16 protein-coding genes and 1 pseudogene are annotated in these 18,436 nt (G+C 46.0%); 3 read left to right on the forward strand and 14 right to left on the reverse strand.

Annotated elements, in window-relative coordinates:
* The first annotated feature begins 73 nt into the window (after positions 1-73).
* Positions 74-1,480: a sugar porter family MFS transporter gene (locus M1D59_RS10575; protein WP_026579648.1), complete on the forward strand. Its 1,407-nt coding sequence runs from the start codon at positions 74-76 to the stop codon at positions 1,478-1,480.
* 226 nt (positions 1,481-1,706) lie between these two features.
* Here M1D59_RS10575 and M1D59_RS10580 read toward each other — a convergent pair whose 3' ends face one another.
* From M1D59_RS10580 to M1D59_RS10590, 3 genes are all read right to left on the reverse strand, one after another.
* Positions 1,707-2,489, reverse strand: coding sequence for a (S)-acetoin forming diacetyl reductase (locus M1D59_RS10580; RefSeq protein WP_020451621.1), 783 nt, complete (start codon positions 2,487-2,489; stop codon positions 1,707-1,709).
* A 309-nt stretch (positions 2,490-2,798) separates the two neighbouring features.
* On the reverse strand, positions 2,799-2,924 hold the full coding sequence (locus M1D59_RS10585; RefSeq protein WP_020451622.1) for a hypothetical protein: 126 nt from the start codon (positions 2,922-2,924) through the stop codon (positions 2,799-2,801).
* A 28-nt stretch (positions 2,925-2,952) separates the two neighbouring features.
* Entirely contained in the window at positions 2,953-3,297 is a 345-nt protein-coding gene (locus tag M1D59_RS10590) for a hypothetical protein (protein WP_020451623.1), read from the reverse strand.
* 327 nt (positions 3,298-3,624) lie between these two features.
* Between M1D59_RS10590 and M1D59_RS10595 the strand changes: the two genes are divergently transcribed.
* Positions 3,625-5,037, forward strand: a complete 1,413-nt coding sequence (locus M1D59_RS10595) for an alanine/glycine:cation symporter family protein (protein ID WP_023857575.1) — start codon at positions 3,625-3,627, stop codon at positions 5,035-5,037.
* A gap of 45 nt (positions 5,038-5,082) precedes the next feature.
* Here the strand turns inward: M1D59_RS10595 and M1D59_RS10600 are convergent, their stop codons facing one another.
* The 9 genes and pseudogenes from M1D59_RS10600 to M1D59_RS10640 all read right to left on the reverse strand — a co-directional run bounded on the left by M1D59_RS10600 (position 5,083) and on the right by M1D59_RS10640 (position 15,357).
* Positions 5,083-5,427, reverse strand: a complete 345-nt coding sequence (locus M1D59_RS10600) for a hypothetical protein (RefSeq protein ID WP_020451626.1) — start codon at positions 5,425-5,427, stop codon at positions 5,083-5,085.
* A 112-nt stretch (positions 5,428-5,539) separates the two neighbouring features.
* Positions 5,540-6,226, reverse strand: coding sequence for a respiratory nitrate reductase subunit gamma (gene narI, locus M1D59_RS10605; RefSeq protein ID WP_458118017.1), 687 nt, complete (start codon positions 6,224-6,226; stop codon positions 5,540-5,542).
* Positions 6,223-6,766, reverse strand: a pseudogene (gene narJ / locus M1D59_RS10610) (nitrate reductase molybdenum cofactor assembly chaperone). Before narJ ends, narI begins: the two are co-directional and overlap by 4 nt.
* A 17-nt stretch (positions 6,767-6,783) precedes the next feature.
* Positions 6,784-8,253: a nitrate reductase subunit beta gene (gene narH / locus M1D59_RS10615; RefSeq protein ID WP_020451629.1), complete on the reverse strand. Its 1,470-nt coding sequence runs from the start codon at positions 8,251-8,253 to the stop codon at positions 6,784-6,786.
* Positions 8,243-11,929 carry a nitrate reductase subunit alpha gene (locus M1D59_RS10620; protein WP_458118018.1) on the reverse strand — a complete coding sequence of 1,229 codons (3,687 nt, stop codon included), beginning with the start codon at positions 11,927-11,929 and terminating at the stop codon, positions 8,243-8,245. Before M1D59_RS10620 ends, narH begins: the two co-directional genes overlap by 11 nt.
* 172 nt (positions 11,930-12,101) lie before the next feature.
* Positions 12,102-13,343: a DUF438 domain-containing protein gene (locus tag M1D59_RS10625; RefSeq protein ID WP_023857570.1), complete on the reverse strand. Its 1,242-nt coding sequence runs from the start codon at positions 13,341-13,343 to the stop codon at positions 12,102-12,104.
* On the reverse strand, positions 13,340-13,570 hold the full coding sequence (locus M1D59_RS10630; protein ID WP_458118047.1) for a DUF1858 domain-containing protein: 231 nt from the start codon (positions 13,568-13,570) through the stop codon (positions 13,340-13,342). The genes M1D59_RS10625 and M1D59_RS10630 overlap by 4 nt, the downstream gene beginning before the upstream one ends.
* A gap of 103 nt (positions 13,571-13,673) precedes the next feature.
* On the reverse strand, positions 13,674-14,777 hold the full coding sequence (locus M1D59_RS10635) for a TIGR04053 family radical SAM/SPASM domain-containing protein (protein ID WP_023857568.1): 1,104 nt from the start codon (positions 14,775-14,777) through the stop codon (positions 13,674-13,676).
* Between the two features lie 112 nt (positions 14,778-14,889).
* A complete protein-coding gene (locus tag M1D59_RS10640; protein WP_020451634.1) occupies positions 14,890-15,357 on the reverse strand; it encodes a cyclic nucleotide-binding domain-containing protein in 468 nt (155 codons plus the stop codon).
* A gap of 149 nt (positions 15,358-15,506) precedes the next feature.
* On the opposite strand from M1D59_RS10640, the gene M1D59_RS10645 reads away from it, so the two are divergent.
* The gene (locus tag M1D59_RS10645; RefSeq protein ID WP_212110209.1) at positions 15,507-16,229 is read left to right on the forward strand and encodes a YwiC-like family protein; all 723 of its coding nucleotides are present in this window, start codon (positions 15,507-15,509) and stop codon (positions 16,227-16,229) included.
* Positions 16,230-16,274: 45 nt separating this feature from the next.
* Here M1D59_RS10645 and M1D59_RS10650 read toward each other — a convergent pair whose 3' ends face one another.
* Entirely contained in the window at positions 16,275-16,988 is a 714-nt protein-coding gene (locus tag M1D59_RS10650; protein ID WP_020451636.1) for a Crp/Fnr family transcriptional regulator, read from the reverse strand.
* A 146-nt stretch (positions 16,989-17,134) separates the two neighbouring features.
* Positions 17,135-18,319, reverse strand: coding sequence for a nitrate/nitrite transporter (locus M1D59_RS10655; RefSeq protein ID WP_020451637.1), 1,185 nt, complete (start codon positions 18,317-18,319; stop codon positions 17,135-17,137).
* Between the last annotated feature and the right edge of the window lie 117 nt (positions 18,320-18,436).

Genomic DNA, 18,436 nt, shown 5'->3' on the forward strand with positions numbered 1-18,436 from the left:
TTCTGAAAAAGCCATCGATAATTTTGGTGGCTGGATTACACAATATAATTTCAACCTTGAGGAGGGAACTTAAATGGTTAATGAAAAGAAAATCTCAAGTGGCTTCATTTATTTTTTCGGGGCTTTTGCCGGCATTCTTTTCGGTTATGATATCGGCGTTATGACGGGTGCTTTGCCTTTTCTGCAACACGATTGGAACCTTCAAGACAACGCCGGGGTTATTGGCTGGATTACTTCTTCGGTCATGTTAGGCGCTATTTTTGGAGGCGCCCTGGCCGGACAACTTTCTGATCGTTTGGGACGTCGCAAAATGATTTTAATTTCCGCTGTCATTTTTGTTGTTGGATCCATTTTGTCAGGAATAGCACCTCATAATGGGGTACTGTTTTTAATTATTTCTCGGGTTTTATTAGGATTGGCCGTTGGTGCTGCCTCTGCATTGGTCCCGGCCTATATGTCGGAAATGGCGCCTGCACGTTTACGCGGACGGCTGTCAGGAATTAATCAAACCATGATTTGTTCTGGAATGTTGCTTTCTTACATTGTTGATTTTCTATTGAAAGATTTGCCGGAAACAATGGCATGGCGGTTGATGCTTGGTTTGGCTGCCGTACCTGCTGTGATCTTATATGTTGGAATGTTAAAGTTACCTGAATCACCTCGTTTTTTAATCAAGAACAATAAACTTGATGAAGCACGCAAGGTGTTGAGCTATATTCGCTCTAACAAAGGAGAGATTGATTCTGAAATAGCACAAATACAAGAAACTGCCAGAGAGGAAACAAAGGCAAATCAAAAAGCATCATGGGCTACACTCTTAAGTAATAAATATCGTTTTTTATTAATTGCTGGTGTGGGTGTTGCCGCTTTTCAACAATTCCAGGGTGCTAACGCAATTTTTTATTACATTCCTTTGATTGTAGAAAAAGCAACAGGGAATGCGGCAAGTTCAGCGTTGATGTGGCCGATTATTCAAGGTGTTATTCTCGTGCTAGGTTCATTGCTATTCATCATGATCGCTGATAAATTTAATCGCCGTACTTTATTAACAGTAGGCGGAACCGTTATGGGGCTGTCCTTTATTTTGCCGGCAATATTGAATATATTAATTCCTAATGCAAATCCGATGATGATGGTTGTCTTTTTAAGTATCTATGTAGCACTTTATTCATTCACGTGGGCTCCTTTAACTTGGGTCATCGTTGGAGAAATTTTCCCTCTGGTCATTCGCGGGCGCGCGTCTGGAATAGCTTCATCATTTAACTGGATCGGCTCTTTCTTGGTTGGATTGCTATTTCCTATTATGACCGCTTCGATGTCTCAAGAAGCTGTGTTTGCAATCTTCGGTGTTATTTGTTTACTTGGAGTTGTATTTATCCGGACACGCGTCCCTGAAACTCGAGGTCGCAGTTTAGAGGAAATCGAAAAAAATGGAGGAAATAAACAAATTGGCGGAAAAAGCGCGCAAATAAACCTATGAGGCTTGGAGTGGGGAATCGAAAAGAGCTATCTTGGGTGCCGCTTATCGCAGGGGAAATCTTCGCACTAGTTCATTTTGAAACAGGGGGTTTCAAAAGGGAAGACGCTCTTTGGTCCAAATTTTTAAACGGGGCGTGATTGGACGAACCGTGACATATCAGCTCTAGCTTGTTATTTCAATATGGAGGTGGAAAACTCCGCCCTCCATATTGAATATGATTTTAAAATTAATTAAATACCATTCCGCCATCAATGATAAGAGACTGGCCGGTCATATAATCTGAATCCGGCCCTGCAAGATAAGAAACGCATGCTGCTACATCTTCCGGCTCTGATAAGCGTTTTAATGCAATATTTTTAGCGAATTGTTCCATTCCCCATTCAAATGGCTTGCCTGCTTCATCAGCGGTTTGCTGTGCAATCCCCATCATCATAGGCGTTTTTACGATACCCGGACAAAAGGCGTTAACCGTAATGCCTAATTCAGCTAGATCTTTTGCCGCCGTTTGCGTAATCCCGCGAACAGCGAACTTTGTTCCGCCGTAAACTGCCAAGCCTGGGTTACCGACTTGACCGGCTTGAGAAGAAGCATTAATGATTTTCCCGCCGTGTCCAAGTTCTTTAAAGGCTTTTACAGCTGCTTGAATTCCCCAATAAGTACCGCCGACGTTAACATCATAGATTTTCCGATAATCTTCATATGTAATGCTTTCAATAGGTGTGGTTGGTCCAAGACCTGCATTATTGATCACCACATCAAGACCGCCGAGGCGTTTAACCGTTTCATCGACTGCTTTAAAAACATCGTCCCGATCAGCAACATCCACTTTAACTGCAATTGCCTTACCGTTATGCTGGTTAATGTCCTCAGCAACTTGTGTTGCAGTTTCTACATTATAATCGGCAACTGCAACAGCGAACCCATCCTCCGCCAAACGTTTGCAGATTGCTTCGCCAATTCCTTGGCCTCCGCCAGTAACAAAAGCAATTTTTCCAGATACTTTACTCATATGAACATCTTCTTTCTATAAGTAATTGGTATTTAATTGGTACAGAAACATTATATCTTATATTTGTAGATTTGAAATAAAATCCCGGCAGTTGTTGAAAAAATGTTTAAAATTTTTCGAAAAAATTTAATTGTTTTTGAAGAAGATGGAAAAGCTGTATTTAAGTATAATAGGATTGTTCCGCTTTTACTGCAATCACAAGACGAAGGAAGACCAAATGAAAAGGCATGAATCCGTGCAGTGCCGGACTCATGCCAATCAAACTGTTTCATGAATTTTATTGTCTAGCTTTTTCAAATCGCTTCAAATTCAGCTGTCCTGGCGATTGAAAAGGTCGGTAATCGCGTGCATGAATTCAATTCCTTGAAAAACAAACAAATTGATTGCTGCTAATGAAAATAGTCCAATAATCACCGTTCTTATAATAAATAACATGTTAAAACCTCCCGTTTTTTTCGTATGGTTATGGTTTTAAAACATGCGCTTTATCGAAATAAGAAGAGTGATAGAACACCGCGAGCATAAATGCCTTCAGATGCTCTTTCCGCCTGTTCATCATGAACGCCTGGCCGGAAGCCGCAGCTAAGATGAAGAGAAGGATGGATTCAGCTCCGAAGCCGAGTGAATTCCACAATGATTTCGCCTTTTCTTCACCATATTTGCCGGCTGTCAGTTCATGGAGTTCGTCTCCTGAAACAGCGGCTTTTTGCGTATGGTGATTTGCCGGCATCTGGGGCATTGAGAACGAATGAAGGCTCGCAATGACTAAAAAGAATATGGACAGTTGCAGAAACAATGTCTTTTTCATTTGATCTCATCCCCTTAGTATCTCATCATCTTAGCATATTTTATGTTATAAGAAAAGATGATTATTTTGTGACAGTTGGCAAATATTTATTGACAATATGAGATTTTTCGCAACGCACTTGGAATGAAAGCGCATTTTTATATATGAATAAAGATGATACTCTGCTATAATGAGCATTGGGACTAAAGTAATAATGATGTTAACAGCCTTTATGTTTAAAAGACAGAAAATTCTATCTAGTTTTTCTTGTGTCATTATTATGATATAATCCTATCATGTTAGAAAACTTAACATCAAAACAAAATTCGTTTGTTTCAGGAGGGTGCTATGGAAGAAATTTTAAGCGAAATCATCAATGTCCCAAGCGGTTTTATTTGGACTTATTTAGTCTATATATTAATAGGAATAGGCCTGTTCTTTACTTTTAAATTGAAATTCGTTCAATTCCGCTATTTCTTCGAGATGTTTCGTATCGTCGGACAAAAGGAGGAGAAAGGAAAAGGCGTCTCGTCTTTGCAGGCTTTCTTTATTTCCGCCGCTTCGCGTGTCGGCACGGGTAACCTGACCGGTGTCGCGCTTGCTGTTGCAACAGGAGGACCTGGAGCGGTCTTTTGGATGTGGGTTGTCGCGCTTGTCGGTATGGCTTCCAGCTTTGTGGAGAGTACGCTGGCTCAAGTGTACAAGGTCAAAGACGGCGATCATTTCAGAGGGGGCCCAGCTTATTACATGGAAAAAGCGCTGGGCGCCAGATGGATGGGCATTATCTTTGCCGTTTTGATTACGATTACATTCGGATTGATCTTTAATGCGGTGCAAGCCAATACGATCGTCGGTTCGATGGAAGGGGCTTTCAACCTTGATAAAACAACGGTCGGAATTGTTTTGGCGGTATTGACCGGATTTATCATTTTCGGCGGTTTGAAACGCGTTGTGACAGTTTCGCAGTTGATCGTTCCGGTTATGGCGGTCATTTATCTTGGACTTGCTTTATTTGTCGTGCTGACGAATATTTCTCAAATACCGGCCGTTTTCGCGATGATTGTGAAAGATGCTTTCGGGATCGAGCAGATTGCAGGGGGTACGCTCGGCAGCATCATTATTATCGGTGCGAAGCGCGGCTTGTTTTCAAACGAAGCCGGAATGGGAAGCGCGCCGAACGCAGCGGCGACTGCCAATGTCTCTCACCCGGCGAAGCAAGGTTTTATCCAAACGCTTGGCGTATTCTTTGATACGATGGTTATCTGCAGTGCGACAGCCTTTATGATTCTGCTGTTCAATCTGACGCCGGGCAAAGAGCTTGACGGCATTCAAATTACACAAGCAGCCATGCAGCATCATGTCGGAAGCTGGGCGCCTGCGTTTGTCGCAGTGGCGATTTTCCTGTTCGCTTTCAGCTCAATCGTCGGAAACTACTATTATGGTGAGACGAATATTGAATTTATTAAAAAGAGCAAGACGACGCTTGCCGTTTACCGTACAGCTGTTGTCGCAATGGTCATCTTCGGATCTGTATCCGGTTTTCAACTTGTGTGGGACATGGCGGATTTATTTATGGGATTAATGGCGATCATTAACCTGATTGCGATTCTGCTTCTTTCCGGAATTGCCGCGAAAGTGCTGAAAGACTATACTGATCAGCGTAAAACAGGGAAGAACCCTGTCTTTAAGGCAAGCTCGATTCCAGGTCTGAAAAACACAGAGGCTTGGGAAGACGAGAAGGAAACATTGCAATCGAAATAAACAATATGAAAAAAGGCGTCCTTGGGGCGCCTTTTTCTTGTTTTTTTACTGACAGCTGAATGAGGTAATCTCGTTCAAGTCAATACCGAAGTAAACCCAGCGGAATTGACGCGGTCTCCAGCGGTAGCCCGCAATCGAATAACGTCCGACGAAAACCGGGTAGAACCAAAAGCGGCTGCCGTTTCTTAAGCGGATGAATGTATATTTGAACAGGCATCTTCTGATTCCGCCGGGATCAACGGCAAATACCGAAGGGCCGGTGTCTTGCGGAAATTGGCTCGGCGGCGGGGGGAGAAACTGCTGTTGCTGCTGTCCTCCAACTCCTGGAGGCGGCCCCGGCGGAAATTGCTGGCGATACGGATCATATAGTGAAGGATCGTATGGATACAATAAAAACGCTCCTTTCTGATGGTTTGCTTTATCGTATGATTGATAGGGAATAAGGGTAGCTTGCCTATAGAGAAAAAAATCCCTAAAGCCGTTTTGGCTTTAGGGAAAATGTTTAAATGCTTTTGCGGGGCGCCCGTTTTCGGTAAACAACATAGCTTCTTGTCAAATATTTTAGCGGCATGCTGAATACGTGGACGAGCCGAGTAAACGGCCAGACGATGAAAATGACGTAGCCCATCATAATATGAAGCTTAAACCAGAGGGGCACGCTCGCCATAAGTCCGGCATCAGGCTTGAATAAGAAAATGTTGCGAAACCACGGGCTGATTGTTGTCCGATAGTCGAATCCTTTTGAATCGATGTTCAAGAAGGTTGCCGCAAGCCCAGTCGTCATGACGAATAACAAAGCGACCAGCGTGATGAAATCACCGGCAGAGCTCGTTTTTCGAATTCGTTTGTCCGTGAATCTGCGGTAGGTCAATATGATAAGTCCTGACAGCGAGGCGATGCCCGCGGGCAGTCCGAAACCGATCGCGATTTTATGGTACATATGCTCTGATACGCCGAGCGCTTGATAAAGGCTTTCCGGAATTAAAATTCCCATCACATGCCCGCCGATGACAAAAAAGATTCCCCAGTGAAAAAGGCTGCTGCCAAGCGCCAATTTTTTCTTTTCGAGCATTTCGCTTGATTTGGCCGTCCAGCCAAACTGATCATGTTGATAGCGGTATATATGCCCTCCGATAAAAATGGTGATGACGATATAGGGGAGGATGACCCACAGGATTTGTTCGATCATGGCTGTACATTCCTTTCAACACCAATTTCCTCTAAAATCATCATTAATCCGTCTAATAACGGCGTATAGATGCTTTCATTCTCTGAAAGCTGCAATCTTAATTCTTCCAGGTTCGCTGCGTATTTTTGGAATACAGCCGCAGCTTTTTCATGATCGGCGACTGCAGCAAATTCAAGCATGAGCGGCAGATAATCCGGCAGCTCTTTGTCTGTCGGCTGAAAACCGGACTGCTGATACAGATCTTTCAGCTGCAGCAATTCAATTCCGCGCTCCCTTTGTTCACCGGAGTTGAAATAGGTGACATAAAGGTTCGTTTTTTTTGCCGAAATCAAACGTATATACGTACGTTTCGATCAATTCCTCAGACGAATAGGAAGCCGCGCTTTCCAAAAAGGCAAGCAGATGCCCTTTCAGCGCTTCATGTTCGATTTCGCCGATGATCTGCTGCCATTCGGAACGTTCTTTTCTCCACTCTTCATCAGGGTAGGAGAGGAGGTGAGAAAGAGCGGCAAAAACGGTTTGTTTGTCTGTTCCATTCATGAAGCTTCCCTCCAGTGTTATATGTTTTGGCAAGAGCCGGGTCCTCCGGCAAACGATAATCCGCAGCTTCCTTGTTCCATGTACAGATCCGCGACTTCTTCGCGATGGGTTTGCGGAATGACAAAGCGGTCATCATATTTGGCGATCGCAAGCAGACGGTACATATCTTCAATCTGCTCTTCAGTCAATCCGGTATCTTGAATCAGGGCTGAATCGATCTGTTTGTTCGTTTGAGTCGCTCGCATGTACATACGCATCACAGACATTTTCTTTAATGTCGTTCTTATATGGTGTGTATCACCGGCAGTCAGCAAATTGGCCAAATATTCGATCGGAATCCGCATTTCATCAATGGCAGGGAAGATATCTTCAGCTGATTGGGCCGTTCCTTTTCCTTCAAACATATTCATAATCGGACTGAGCGGCGGAATATACCATACCATCGGCAATGTCCGGTATTCAGGATGCAGCGGCAGAGCGATTTTCCAATCGATGATCATTTTGTAGATCGGAGATTTTTGCGCTGCTTCGATCCACTCCAGCGGAATGCCTTGAGCTTTTGCTTCTTCTGCGACAGCGGGATCATTCGGATCAAGGAAAATTTCCAGCTGGGAGTGATATAGATCTTTTTCATTTTCGGCTGAAGCCGCTTCTTCGACTTTATCTGCATCATAAAGCATGACTCCGAGATAGCGGATTCTGCCGACGCATGTCTCAGAGCAGATTGTCGGCAGTCCTGCTTCAAGACGAGGGAAGCACAATGTGCATTTTTCCGCCTTGTTCGTCTGCCAGTTGAAATACACTTTTTTATAAGGGCATGATGATACACAGTGTCTCCATGAGCGGCACGCATTTTGATCGACGAGAACGATCCCGTCTTCTTCGCGTTTGTACATCGCTCCCGACGGACAGGAGGAGACGCAGGAAGGATTGATGCAGTGTTCGCATATCCTTGGCAGATACATCATAAAGACGTCTTCAAATTCAGTCTTGATCGATTCTTCCATTTTTTTGACGTTTGGATCTTGAAGGCCTGTAATGTGGCCGCCGGCAAGATCGTCTTCCCAGTTCGGACCCCATTCAAGGTTCATGAAGTCTCCCGTAATAGAAGACTTCGGCCTTGCAACAGGCTGGTGTTTTTTCTCCGGACTGTTTGTCAGCGTTTCATAATCATAGTTCCAAGGTTCATAGTAGTCATCGATCGTCGGCTGGTACGGGTTGTAGAATAAATTCATGAGCCGCGTTGTTTTGGCGCCTGATTTGAGCTGAAGTTTGCCTTTTTTCAGCTCCCAGCCGCCTCTGTATTTATCCTGGTCCTCCCATTGTTTAGGGTAGCCGATGCCCGGTTTTGTTTCGACGTTGTTGAAGTACATATATTCTGCACCGGAACGGTTTGTCCATGTGTTTTTGCATGTGACGCTGCATGTATGGCAGCCGATGCATTTATCAAGGTTCATTACCATTCCGATTTGAGCTTTAATCTTCAAGCCAATCGACCTCCTTCAATTTTCTGATCACGACATTGAGGTCGCGCTGATTTCCTGTCGGCCCGTAGTAGTTGAATCCGTAGCTGAGCTGGCCGTAGCCTCCGATCATCTGCGTCGGCTTGACATGGATGCGGGTCGGACTGTTATGGGTTCCACCGCGGTTATTCGTCAGCTTTGTTCCCGGTACATTGATATGCCGGTCTTGGGCATGGTGCATAAAGGCCATTCCTTTTGGAATCCGGTGTGATGTCACGGCCCGTGCGACGACGACTCCGTTTCGGTTGAAGCATTCGATCCAGTCGTTGTCCTGAATGTCGGTTTCTTCCGCATCGTCTTTATTCATCCAGACTGTCGGCCCGCCTCTGAAAAGGGTAAGCATCGGCAGGGAATCAAAATACATGCTGTGAACCGACCATTTATTATGCGGCGTTAAATAGTTTAAAACGATTTCTTTTCCTTCCTGATCCGGACGCTTGTTCAAGAAAGGGCGGTGGATCAGGATCGGCTTGAATGTCGCCATGTTCTCGCCGAATTCGGTCATCATTTCATGATCAAGGTAAAAAGACTGTCTGCCGGTCAGCGTTCTCCACGGAATCAGTTTTTCAACGTTCGTTGTAAACGGAGAATAGCGCCGTCCGCCTTTTTCAGAACCGCTGAAAGCAGGGGAGGTGATCACCGTTTTCGGCTGAGCCGAAATTTGCTCAAATGTAAAGCATTCCTCTTCCCGTTCTTCAGCTAAGTCTTTCAACTCAAGATTCGTTATTTTTTCAAGCGATTCCCACGCTTTAACGGCTACTTTCCCGTTTGAAGTGGAAGAGAGGGTCAATACCGCTTCCGCAGCCTGTCTTGCATCACTGATGTCAGGACAGCCTTTGGCGATCGTGTCGTCTTTTACGACGCCGATCGTTTTTTTGAGGGAATCATATTCCGCTTCAACAGACCAGTTCATACCTTTCGTACCAAACGGCTGTTTGACAACATTCGGCCCAAGCGATGTCATCTTATTGAAAATCTGCTTGTAATCCCGTTCCACAACATGAATTTGCGGCATTGTTTTGCCGGGAACGGCAGGGCAGTCGCCTTTGCTCCAATCTTTGATTTTCCCGAGCGGCTGCGCCATTTCCTGTGGAGTGTCATGGAGAAGAGGAGTCGCAACAGCCTCTTTTACAGGTTCCATGTCCATTTCTTCAGCCAGATTGGAAACCGCTTTTGCCAATGCTTTGAAAATATCCCAATCAGACTTTGCTTCCCACGGCGCGCTGATTGCCGGGTTAAACGGGTGGATGAACGGATGCATATCCGTGCTGCTGAGATCGTGTTTTTCGTACCAGGTGGCCGCAGGGAGCACGATGTCTGAATAAAGGGCTGTTCCCGCCATCCGGAAATCGAGATTGACCAGTAAGTCGAGTTTGCCTTCAGGCGCTTTGTCACGCCATGTGATTTCTTCGGGACGGACGCTGTCCTGATCATCGTTCATCAGTCCGTTAGTCGTGCCGAGCAAGTGCTTCAGAAAATATTCATGACCTTTGCCGGAGCTCGAGATTAAGTTGGCTCTCCAGACAAATAGATTTCTCGGGAAGTTCTTTTCATTGTCAGGATCTTCAATTGAAAACTTGAGCTTTTTCTCCTCAAGCTGTCTGGCGATATAGCTTCCGACTTGCTGAGCGTTCTCAGCGCCTGCTTTTTCTGCTTCTTTATACAGATCGATACCGTTTTTCTCAAACGTCGGATACGAAGGAAGCCATCCGAGTCTTGCCGCCAGCACATTGTAATCGGCGTGGTGCTTGTAGCGCGATGTTTTTGCGATAGGGGAAGCAAGCCCGCTGATTTCCTGATCTTCATAGCGCCACTGGTCGGTAGCGAAGTAGAAAAATGATGTTCCGTTTTGCAGTTTGGCAGGGCCTCCCCAGTCTTTGGCCGTCGCGATCGTCTGCCATCCTTCGGCCGGCCGGAGTTTTTCCTGGCCGACATAGTGGGCCCAGCCGCCTCCGTTAACCCCTTGAGCTCCGACGAGAAGCACAAGGTTCAGCACAGCTCTGTAAATGGTGTCTGAATTGAACCAATGGTTAATACCGGCGCCGACAATGATCATTGAACGGCCCTCTGTGTCAATCGCATTTTGCGCGAATTCCCTCGCGATCTTGATCACCATTTCACTTTTAATGCCGGTAATCGGCTCTTGCCAAGCCGGTGTAAACGGTTCAGGATCATCAAATGATGCCGGCGTCTGTCCGTCAATTCCGCGGTTGACGCCATAGTTGGCGAGCGTCAGGTCGAAAACGGTAGAAACAAAAACTTCCTCTCCGTCCAGAATCATTTTTTTGATCGGAAGCGGTCTTTCAAGCACTTTATTGCCGTCATGTGAGAAGTAAGGAATGTTGACCGTGCCGATCATATCTTCGTGTCCAAGCATGGAAAGCCGAGGTGTGATCGGTTTTTCTGAATCCTCATCAACCATGCGCAGATTCCATTTTCCTTGGCCGTCCCAGCGGGAGCCCATCGTGCCCTGCGGAATCGCAAATCCATCTGTGTCTTCATCCCAAACGGCAGGCTTCCACTCATCATGTTCTGTCGCACGCCCGATATCTTTAGCATGGAGGAAGCGGCCTGCTGTGAACGTTCCGTTTTCCTCTTTCAAAGTCACCAAAAACGGGAAATCGGTATATTGTTTTGCATAATCAATAAAACGCTCCGTTTTCTGGTTGACATAAAAGTCTTGGAGAATGACGTGGCCCATCGCCATGGCCAGTGCGCCGTCCGTGCCTTGTCTGATGCTCAGCCAATCATCGGAAAACTTTGAGGACTCGGCAAAGTCCGGGCTGATCGAAATCACTTTTGCCCCTTTATAGCGGGCTTCGGCTAAAAAGTGAGCGTCAGGCGTTCTGGTAAGCGGCACATTAGAACCCCATGTCATGATGTAGCCTGAATTGTACCAGTCGCTGCTTTCCGGAACGTCGGTTTGATCTCCCCAAATTTGCGGTGAAGCAGGAGGGAGGTCGGCATACCAGTCATAGAAGCTCAGCATCGGCCCGCCGATCAGGGACATAAAGCGTGACCCTGCTGCGTGGCTGAGCATCGACATGGCTGGAATCGGCGAGAAGCCGACATTTCGGTCAGAACCGTATTTGGCAATGGTGTACAGAAGGGAAGCCGAAATCAGCTTCAGGACTTCGCTCCATTCGGCGCGGACAAATCCGCCTTTTCCGCGCGCCTGTTTATAGGCCTTTGCTTTTTCAGGGTTTTCGATAATTGATTTCCATGCTTCCAGCGGATTTTTGCTGCTGTTTAGCGCCTCGCGCCACATCTGGATCAGCACACCGCGTACATACGGATATTTCACGCGGAGCGGGCTGTATATATACCAGGAAAAGCTCGCTCCCCTCGGACAGCCGCGCGGTTCAAAGTCCGGCATATCAGGGCCAGTCGAAGGGTAATCGAGTCGCTGCCCTTCCCATGTGACGATTCCGTTTTTGACGTAGATATTCCAGCTGCAGGAGCCTGTACAGTTCACCCCGTGGGTAGAGCGAACCACTTTATCATGCTGCCATCTATTTCTGTATACATCTTCCCAATTCCGGTCTTCATAAGTGGTTTGGCTGTGTTGATTGGAATGGCGTTCAATAGGAGAGAAATAATTTAATCTCCTGAAAATGGGACTCTGTTTCTTTTTTTTCATTGCTGGTTCACTCCTTCTGAGTCAGTGATGCTACCCTCACTATATATGGAGGAGGCGCTGGACCTTGTTAAATTTGTCACATGGTTTCGGGTTTTCACAAATTTGTCACATTTTCAGGAGGGGAGAGGGAGGACAAAAAAACAGCCTGCATGGAAGCGGGCTGTCGAATGGGTCAATCGCTCGTGTTCAAAATTCTCTTTTCCCCGGTAATCTCTTGAATCGGGGCGATGTTCTGGGTGAATTCCAAAGTTCCGATATAGCGGCCGTTTTCATCGCGTACGGCAAAATAGCGGATGAACACGTATTTGTCTTTAAATTTGATCCAAAAGTCTTCAACGTCTTTTTTGCCTGATTTAAAGTCGTCAAGAAGTTTGTTGACGATGTGGACGCTTGCCGGCGGATGGCAGTTTTGGACGGTCCGGCCGATTACGGCTTTTGTCCTTGCGAAAATCCGTTCCTTTCCGTGTGAAAAATAGCGGACCACATCGTTTTCATCGATGAAGGTGATATCGACCGGAAGATGGTTCATCATGTGCTCAAGCTGGGCCACGGACAGAATACCAGTAGGGAGCCTGACATATCCGTCAGCCGCCTCTTCTGTTGTTTTGAGCTGATGGCGTTCAGGCTTCCACACCGTTTCCGGAGCAGTCAGGCAATATCCTATCTCGTCGCTTTCAGCCGCGATTTTCAGCCATTCGTCTTCTGTCAGCGTTCTGAGCGCCATCGGCAAGAGGATATTTTCTTCTTTATAAATCATTTCCGTGCCTTCTTGAATGATAAACGTTAGCTCGCGGATGACTTCATCTTTTTTGTCCGGCGTATACTCTTCCAACAAACGCTTCACTTCTTTGATGCTCTTGCGGATAAAATCATCGACAGCCCACATCACTTGGCTGGGCCCAGTAATTCCGTACTTTTCTAAATAGGGGAAGAGAAGATTTTCTTTTCTGCTGTAATGTTTGTCGACATCGGCGAGCAAGTTTAAGTCTGTGAGCAGCTTGAGAATGTTGTCGCGGTGATCTTCTTTTTCAAAACGTTCCAAATGAAGCTGCATTTTAAAGTTCAAAAGGAGGTCGATTTCTTTATTTTCTTTCATAAAAGTATGAACGGGATGGCCTGGCTGCTTATCGGCGTCAGCTCGGTGAATGTCTTCAATCGATCCTTTAAACACAGCGGCGTGAACGGAACAAAGCTCTTGAATTTCTTCGGGGGTAATGCCTTCTTCCTTCATTAACGCCTGTTCCAGCTGAGCGATTTCTTCAGCATTGACTGAACCGAACGCCTTTTCAAACCGTTTTTTGACGTCGGCAAGCGGTTTTCCTTTATGAAGGTCGATGATGATTTCTTTCAAAAGCTGCTTTTTTTCCTCTGGCAGACCTTGCTGCGTTTCCCGGTTGTTAATCATTTCGCTCATTGTTTTTCTCCTTTCCAAACGGGGTCAAATCCGTGCGCTTTCAATATGTCTAAGACAAGCGGCCATTCGATTTGCATCATTCGCGCGCCTTTCGGAATCGTCATGATACGCCCGGCTGTTTCCAGCATGCCGGGCTTCGTTATGTTTTTAAACCCGGCTTCCTTCATCACGGATTTTAGTTCAGGATGCAATGTGCAAAGTTCGTATACGGAATCGTTCAAATCAATTTTTTTATTATGCAGAGGGATCACATCCTTTGATAGTGATGATCATTCTCATCTATACCGTAATACAAGTATGCTGAAAAAAATGTGACGTACATCACATTTTTCAGCGCAAAGCCTTCGGAATATAAATACAGCTCGGGTCGCTTTCCAGATAATCGCCTGTCAGAGCATAGGCACGTGAGCGCGAACCGCCGCACACATGGCGGAATTCACAGACGCCGCATTTTCCTTTAAATCCGTCCGGATTTCGCAAATCCTTAAAGATCGGTGATTCGCGATAAATCTCAGCCAGCGGCTGTTCGCGGATGTTTCCGGCTTTAAACGGCAGGAGTCCGCTTGGATATACATCGCCGATATGGGAGATAAACATAAAGCCGTTGCCATCGTTCACACCTTTCGGAGCCCGGCCCAATCCGCCGATCGCATCCATTTTCCCTTTCTGCAATGCGTGTTCATAGCGGATTTTCATGTTGGGGTCTTTCGCTTCCCGCATTTTTTGTTGAATAACGACCCGTCGGTAGTGCTGGGCTGCTGTCGTTTTGATGTCAAAAGGCGCTTCTTTTGCCAAACGGCTGAGCCAAAGAAAGACTTTTTCATGGTCCACCGGCGAAATCATATCTTCCCGCTTCGCGCGGCCTGTCGGGACGAGAAAAAATACACTCCATAATACACAGTTCAATTCTTCGATCAGCTTTGCCATTTCATCCAGGTAATCGATGTTATAAGCGGATATAACGGTATTAATCTGCAGAGGCAGATGGCATTCATGAATGTAGCGTATGGCCTTCATGGTCAGGTCAAAGGAACCGTCCGTTCCTCGAAAATGATCATGAATCTCTCGGGTCGGGCCGTCCAAGCTGAACGCCCATCGGGATAAGCCGATTTCTTTTGCTGATTGAATCGCTTCTCTTGTAACATTCGGCGTAGCACTCGGGGTCATGGAGACGCGAACCCCTTTTTGGACGGCATACTCAATAATGGCGAATACGTCGTCTCTCATTAAAGGGTCACCCCCTGTCAGCACGAGGAGGGGATTGTCCATCGCATGAATTTGATCAATTAAATCTTTTCCCTCTTTCAGGGTGAGCTCCCGCGGATCGCGTTTATTTTGAGCCGATGCCCGGCAATGAAGGCACTTGAGCTCGCACGCTCTTGTCAGCTCCCAAATGACGATAAACGGAGACTTGTCGAAATCGCAATGTATCATCTTTCATCTGTCCTTTCGTTTGCATTCATGTGTATCGTAGCGGAAATGAAAAAGAAAAAAAGTTAAGTAGATCACATTTAGAAAAGGAAGGGAAAGAAGGGGGAGGCCCTTCTCACGCGTCGTCTTCTGCGGAGGAGTTGAGGTAACGCAAAAAAAGCTGGTAGGAAAAATACAAATTCTGCTGAAGCAGCATGAGAAAGTTCGTCTGTAATTGGCGGTTATAAGTCATCATTTTTTTGAAAGTATGAAATGGAATTTCAAGTACGGCGGTTTCTGCGGCAGTGTTGACTGAAATAAACGGAGATACGAAAGGTTCGCCTTTTTGATCAATAGGGAAAACATCGCCTTTTTCCCACTCGGCGATCGTTCGGGATTCTTCTGGAAGTCTTCTGTCAGAAAAATGAACTTCCCCTTTTAAAACAAAATAGACGGATTGCGAATGAAGGAACGATCGCGAATGCTGAGATGGCTGGATATCGATCACCTTCCCGTTTTTCAGCAGCCTTTTGATGATCGGAAGGGGTACCCCGAGAAACATAGGAAGATTTTTCAGAAACAATAAGTAGTCAAACCGGTCCATGGTATATCCTCCTTCTATATATTAGCATTTAGTATAAAGCGCCGGGCTGGAGGGCGCAGTGATTTATTTCACACGCCTGTATGCAAAATGTCACTGTGTAAAAAAGACGAAACTTTTATAATGTAATAGAAAAGAAGGGAGGATGCGTGATGAAAGTGTTCATACCGAAGCAGCACGGCGCCTGGGCGATGCTTGTCATCCCGTTTGTTCTCGGCATGTTCGCCGGGGGCGCGGATGTAAAGCATATTCCGCTGTTCTGCGGATGGCTGTTTCTATATCTAGCGGCATTTCCGGCTACGATGATGGTGAAGAAGAAAAATATCGTTTACTATCAAAAATGGGTTCTCATCTACGGCATTCCGGCCATCGTTTTCCTGCTTATTTCGGTCTGGCTGGAGCCGCGGCTCGTTTTTCTCGGGCTGCCGCTGTTTCCGCTCTTTCTCATCAATCTTTATTATGCGAAAAGAAACAACGACAGGGCGCTTTTAAATGATATTGCTGCAATCCTTGTTTTCAGCGCGGGCGGGCTTGCAAGCTTCTGGATGGGAGCGGGGAAGCTTGATGGTGAAGCATTGTTTGTTTTTATCCAGTCCGTTTTGTTTTTCACAGGGAGCGCCTTTTATGTCAAGTCGATGATCCGCGAAAAGAAAAACAATCGGTTTAAACTTTATTCATGGGGATACCACATATTCCTGCCGTTCATCTCGCTGGCCGCGGGGGCAGGATGGGCCGTGCTTGGTGTAGTGCCGAGCAGTTTCAGAGCGTGGTTTTTACATGGAAGGAAACTGTCGATTAAGACAATCGGAATCTCAGAGCTGGTGAATGCCTGTTTCTTTATGGCCGTGTTGATCGTTTTTCTGCTGCAAACGTAAAAAACAAGGACACTGTGCTTCATGTCCTTGTTTGTTTTCGTTTTTTCAGTCGATATTGCAGATGTCGAGCGGGCAGTTTTCACAGTCGATTTCGCGTTTTAAATAGTTGAGCTGATGAATGACGATTTTTCCCGAGTCCTCAATTGAAATGACACCGTTCTTCCGGAGGTCGCTCAGCATGCGGTTGATGCTCTCCCTTGCGGCGGCACAGAATTTCGCCAGATCCTGGTTCGTCAGCACAATATTGATGAGAATCCCGTCGCTTCTTGTGATGCCGTAGCTGTTTGCGAGACGGATCAAGGTGGAGTAGAGCGCGCCTTTTTTACCATTCAGCAAAAGGTCGCGGATTTTCGATTGAATCTTTCGCAAATGCGTGCTCATCCATTTCATAAACTCAAACGTCAGTGCACCGTTTTGTATGAGTTCTTTTTCAAGCTTATCTTTATTGATGACCAACACTTCGCCATCAGAGAGGATCTTTGCGCTCAGCATATATTTCGCATCTTCTGTAAAAAGCGTAAGCTCCCCGACAATATCATTTTTTTTGCACATTCTGAGTGTCAGTTCTTTGCCATCGGACGTCAATTTGCCGATTTGGACAAGTCCCGACTGAATAAGATACAGTTCCTCCGCATCCATCCCTTCTTGAAAAAGGAATGTGTCCTGCCTGATTTTTCGTCGTGTACTGATTGATTCCAGCAAGTGATGCAGATCGTCTGAGAGCAAATCTGTGTCTGATTTTCTAACAGAAATATTCATTGAGCGTCACCCCTTTAGCAGTTCTTATTTTAACGTTAAATAAGGCTGAGTGACCTTTTAAATATAAACAATATTGTGAACTTATGAATAAAGTCCCAAAAAAGAGCCTGAGCACATCAGCTCAAGGCTCCTTTTGCAGGAAAGGTTTATAAATGGTTCGTCTTCGTTTTGGTCGATGTTTTGCTCACTTCCTGAAAATACATCCAGACCACGATCACAAAGCTGGCAAGGGCTGCTTCTGACAGCGCCATGAATCCGATCGCATAATGGCCGGTTGCCTGAAAAACGCTTGACAGGATGAGTGGCGGGAAGAATCCTCCCAAGCCGCCCATCGCTGATACAATCCCATTGACGATGCCGGCCTGATTTGAAAAATAAAGCGGCACAAGCTTAAAGATGATCCCGTTTCCAAGACCGGCGCACACGGCAACGGTTAATACCCCAAATCCGTAAAGTCCGAGGCTGGGTGAAAAGGCCAATAAAATCCCTGACAAGGTACAGCCGGCAAATACATACATCAACAGCTTCAGCGGGTTGAATTTGTCCGCGAGCCAGCCGCCGACAGGCCTCAGAAAAGTTGCGACAGCGATAAATCCGGCGGTTCTAAGCCCTGAATCAACGGGATCAAGCCCGAAGTGATTAACAAGAAAGTTCGGAAGATAAATCGTAAACGCGACGAAAGATCCGAATGTAATGAAGTAAAACAAGCTTAAAAACCATAATGTCTGATTTCGGTAGACTGCCTTCATTTGCTCTGTTACAGAAACCGTCACTTTTGTTTCTTTTCGATCTCCAAGGATAAAGTTCAATAAAGCGAATACGGCGACTAACACGATGTACATCCGCACCGTATTTTCCCACCCGGCTGTCTTTGCTACGACAGGAGCGGCAAACGTGGTAATCGCTGTACCGACGTTCCCGGCGCCGTAGATCCCATTGACAAACCCGTGTTTTTCTTTAGGGTAGTATTTCGGCAATGATGTGACCCCGATGGAAAAGACCGCTCCGCCGATGCCGAGGAAGAATCCGCCAAGGATCAAGTCGAACAGCGAATCGGCTGTGCTGATCCAAAAAATCGGGAACAGAAGCAGCACAAAGCTGATCATGAACGTGATTCTCGCACCGAATCTGTTTGTGTAGTATCCCAGCGGAATCCTCAGAAGCGAGCCGAGTATGACCGGAATGGCCGTGACAAGGGAGATCTCACTGTCTGTCAGGGCGATGTCCTGCTTAATGTGGGGCATTAAAGAGGAAATCAACACCCAAACCATAAATCCTGCGACTAAACTAAATGACTGCAGCGGTAATTGTATTTTTTGACGATTTACCATTGCGTTTTTGCTCCTTTCAAAGGGAAAAATGAATAAATCAATCAGCATGTTTATCTTACAAAAAGTCTTTTAAAAACATTGTGAATTACGTCACACGGTCATTCGTTTGATTCGTGT

It is taken from the genome of Bacillus sp. PK6-026, assembly GCF_054161455.1.

Excerpts from the sequence above, each read along its gene's own strand:
- M1D59_RS10575 (WP_026579648.1), top strand. The coding sequence starts at position 74 with ATGGTTAATGAAAAGAAAATCTCAAGTGGCTTCATTTATTTTTTCGGG.
- M1D59_RS10580 (WP_020451621.1), bottom strand. The coding sequence starts at position 2,489 with ATGAGTAAAGTATCTGGAAAAATTGCTTTTGTTACTGGCGGAGGCCAA.
- M1D59_RS10585 (WP_020451622.1), bottom strand. The coding sequence starts at position 2,924 with ATGTTATTTATTATAAGAACGGTGATTATTGGACTATTTTCATTAGCA.
- M1D59_RS10590 (WP_020451623.1), bottom strand. The coding sequence starts at position 3,297 with ATGAAAAAGACATTGTTTCTGCAACTGTCCATATTCTTTTTAGTCATT.
- M1D59_RS10595 (WP_023857575.1), top strand. The coding sequence starts at position 3,625 with ATGGAAGAAATTTTAAGCGAAATCATCAATGTCCCAAGCGGTTTTATT.
- narI (WP_458118017.1), bottom strand. The coding sequence starts at position 6,226 with ATGATCGAACAAATCCTGTGGGTCATCCTCCCCTATATCGTCATCACC.
- M1D59_RS10620 (WP_458118018.1), bottom strand. The coding sequence starts at position 11,929 with ATGAAAAAAAAGAAACAGAGTCCCATTTTCAGGAGATTAAATTATTTC.
- M1D59_RS10625 (WP_023857570.1), bottom strand. The coding sequence starts at position 13,343 with ATGAGCGAAATGATTAACAACCGGGAAACGCAGCAAGGTCTGCCAGAG.
- M1D59_RS10635 (WP_023857568.1), bottom strand. The coding sequence starts at position 14,777 with ATGATACATTGCGATTTCGACAAGTCTCCGTTTATCGTCATTTGGGAG.
- M1D59_RS10640 (WP_020451634.1), bottom strand. The coding sequence starts at position 15,357 with ATGGACCGGTTTGACTACTTATTGTTTCTGAAAAATCTTCCTATGTTT.
- M1D59_RS10645 (WP_212110209.1), top strand. The coding sequence starts at position 15,507 with ATGAAAGTGTTCATACCGAAGCAGCACGGCGCCTGGGCGATGCTTGTC.
- M1D59_RS10650 (WP_020451636.1), bottom strand. The coding sequence starts at position 16,988 with ATGAATATTTCTGTTAGAAAATCAGACACAGATTTGCTCTCAGACGAT.
- M1D59_RS10655 (WP_020451637.1), bottom strand. The coding sequence starts at position 18,319 with ATGGTAAATCGTCAAAAAATACAATTACCGCTGCAGTCATTTAGTTTA.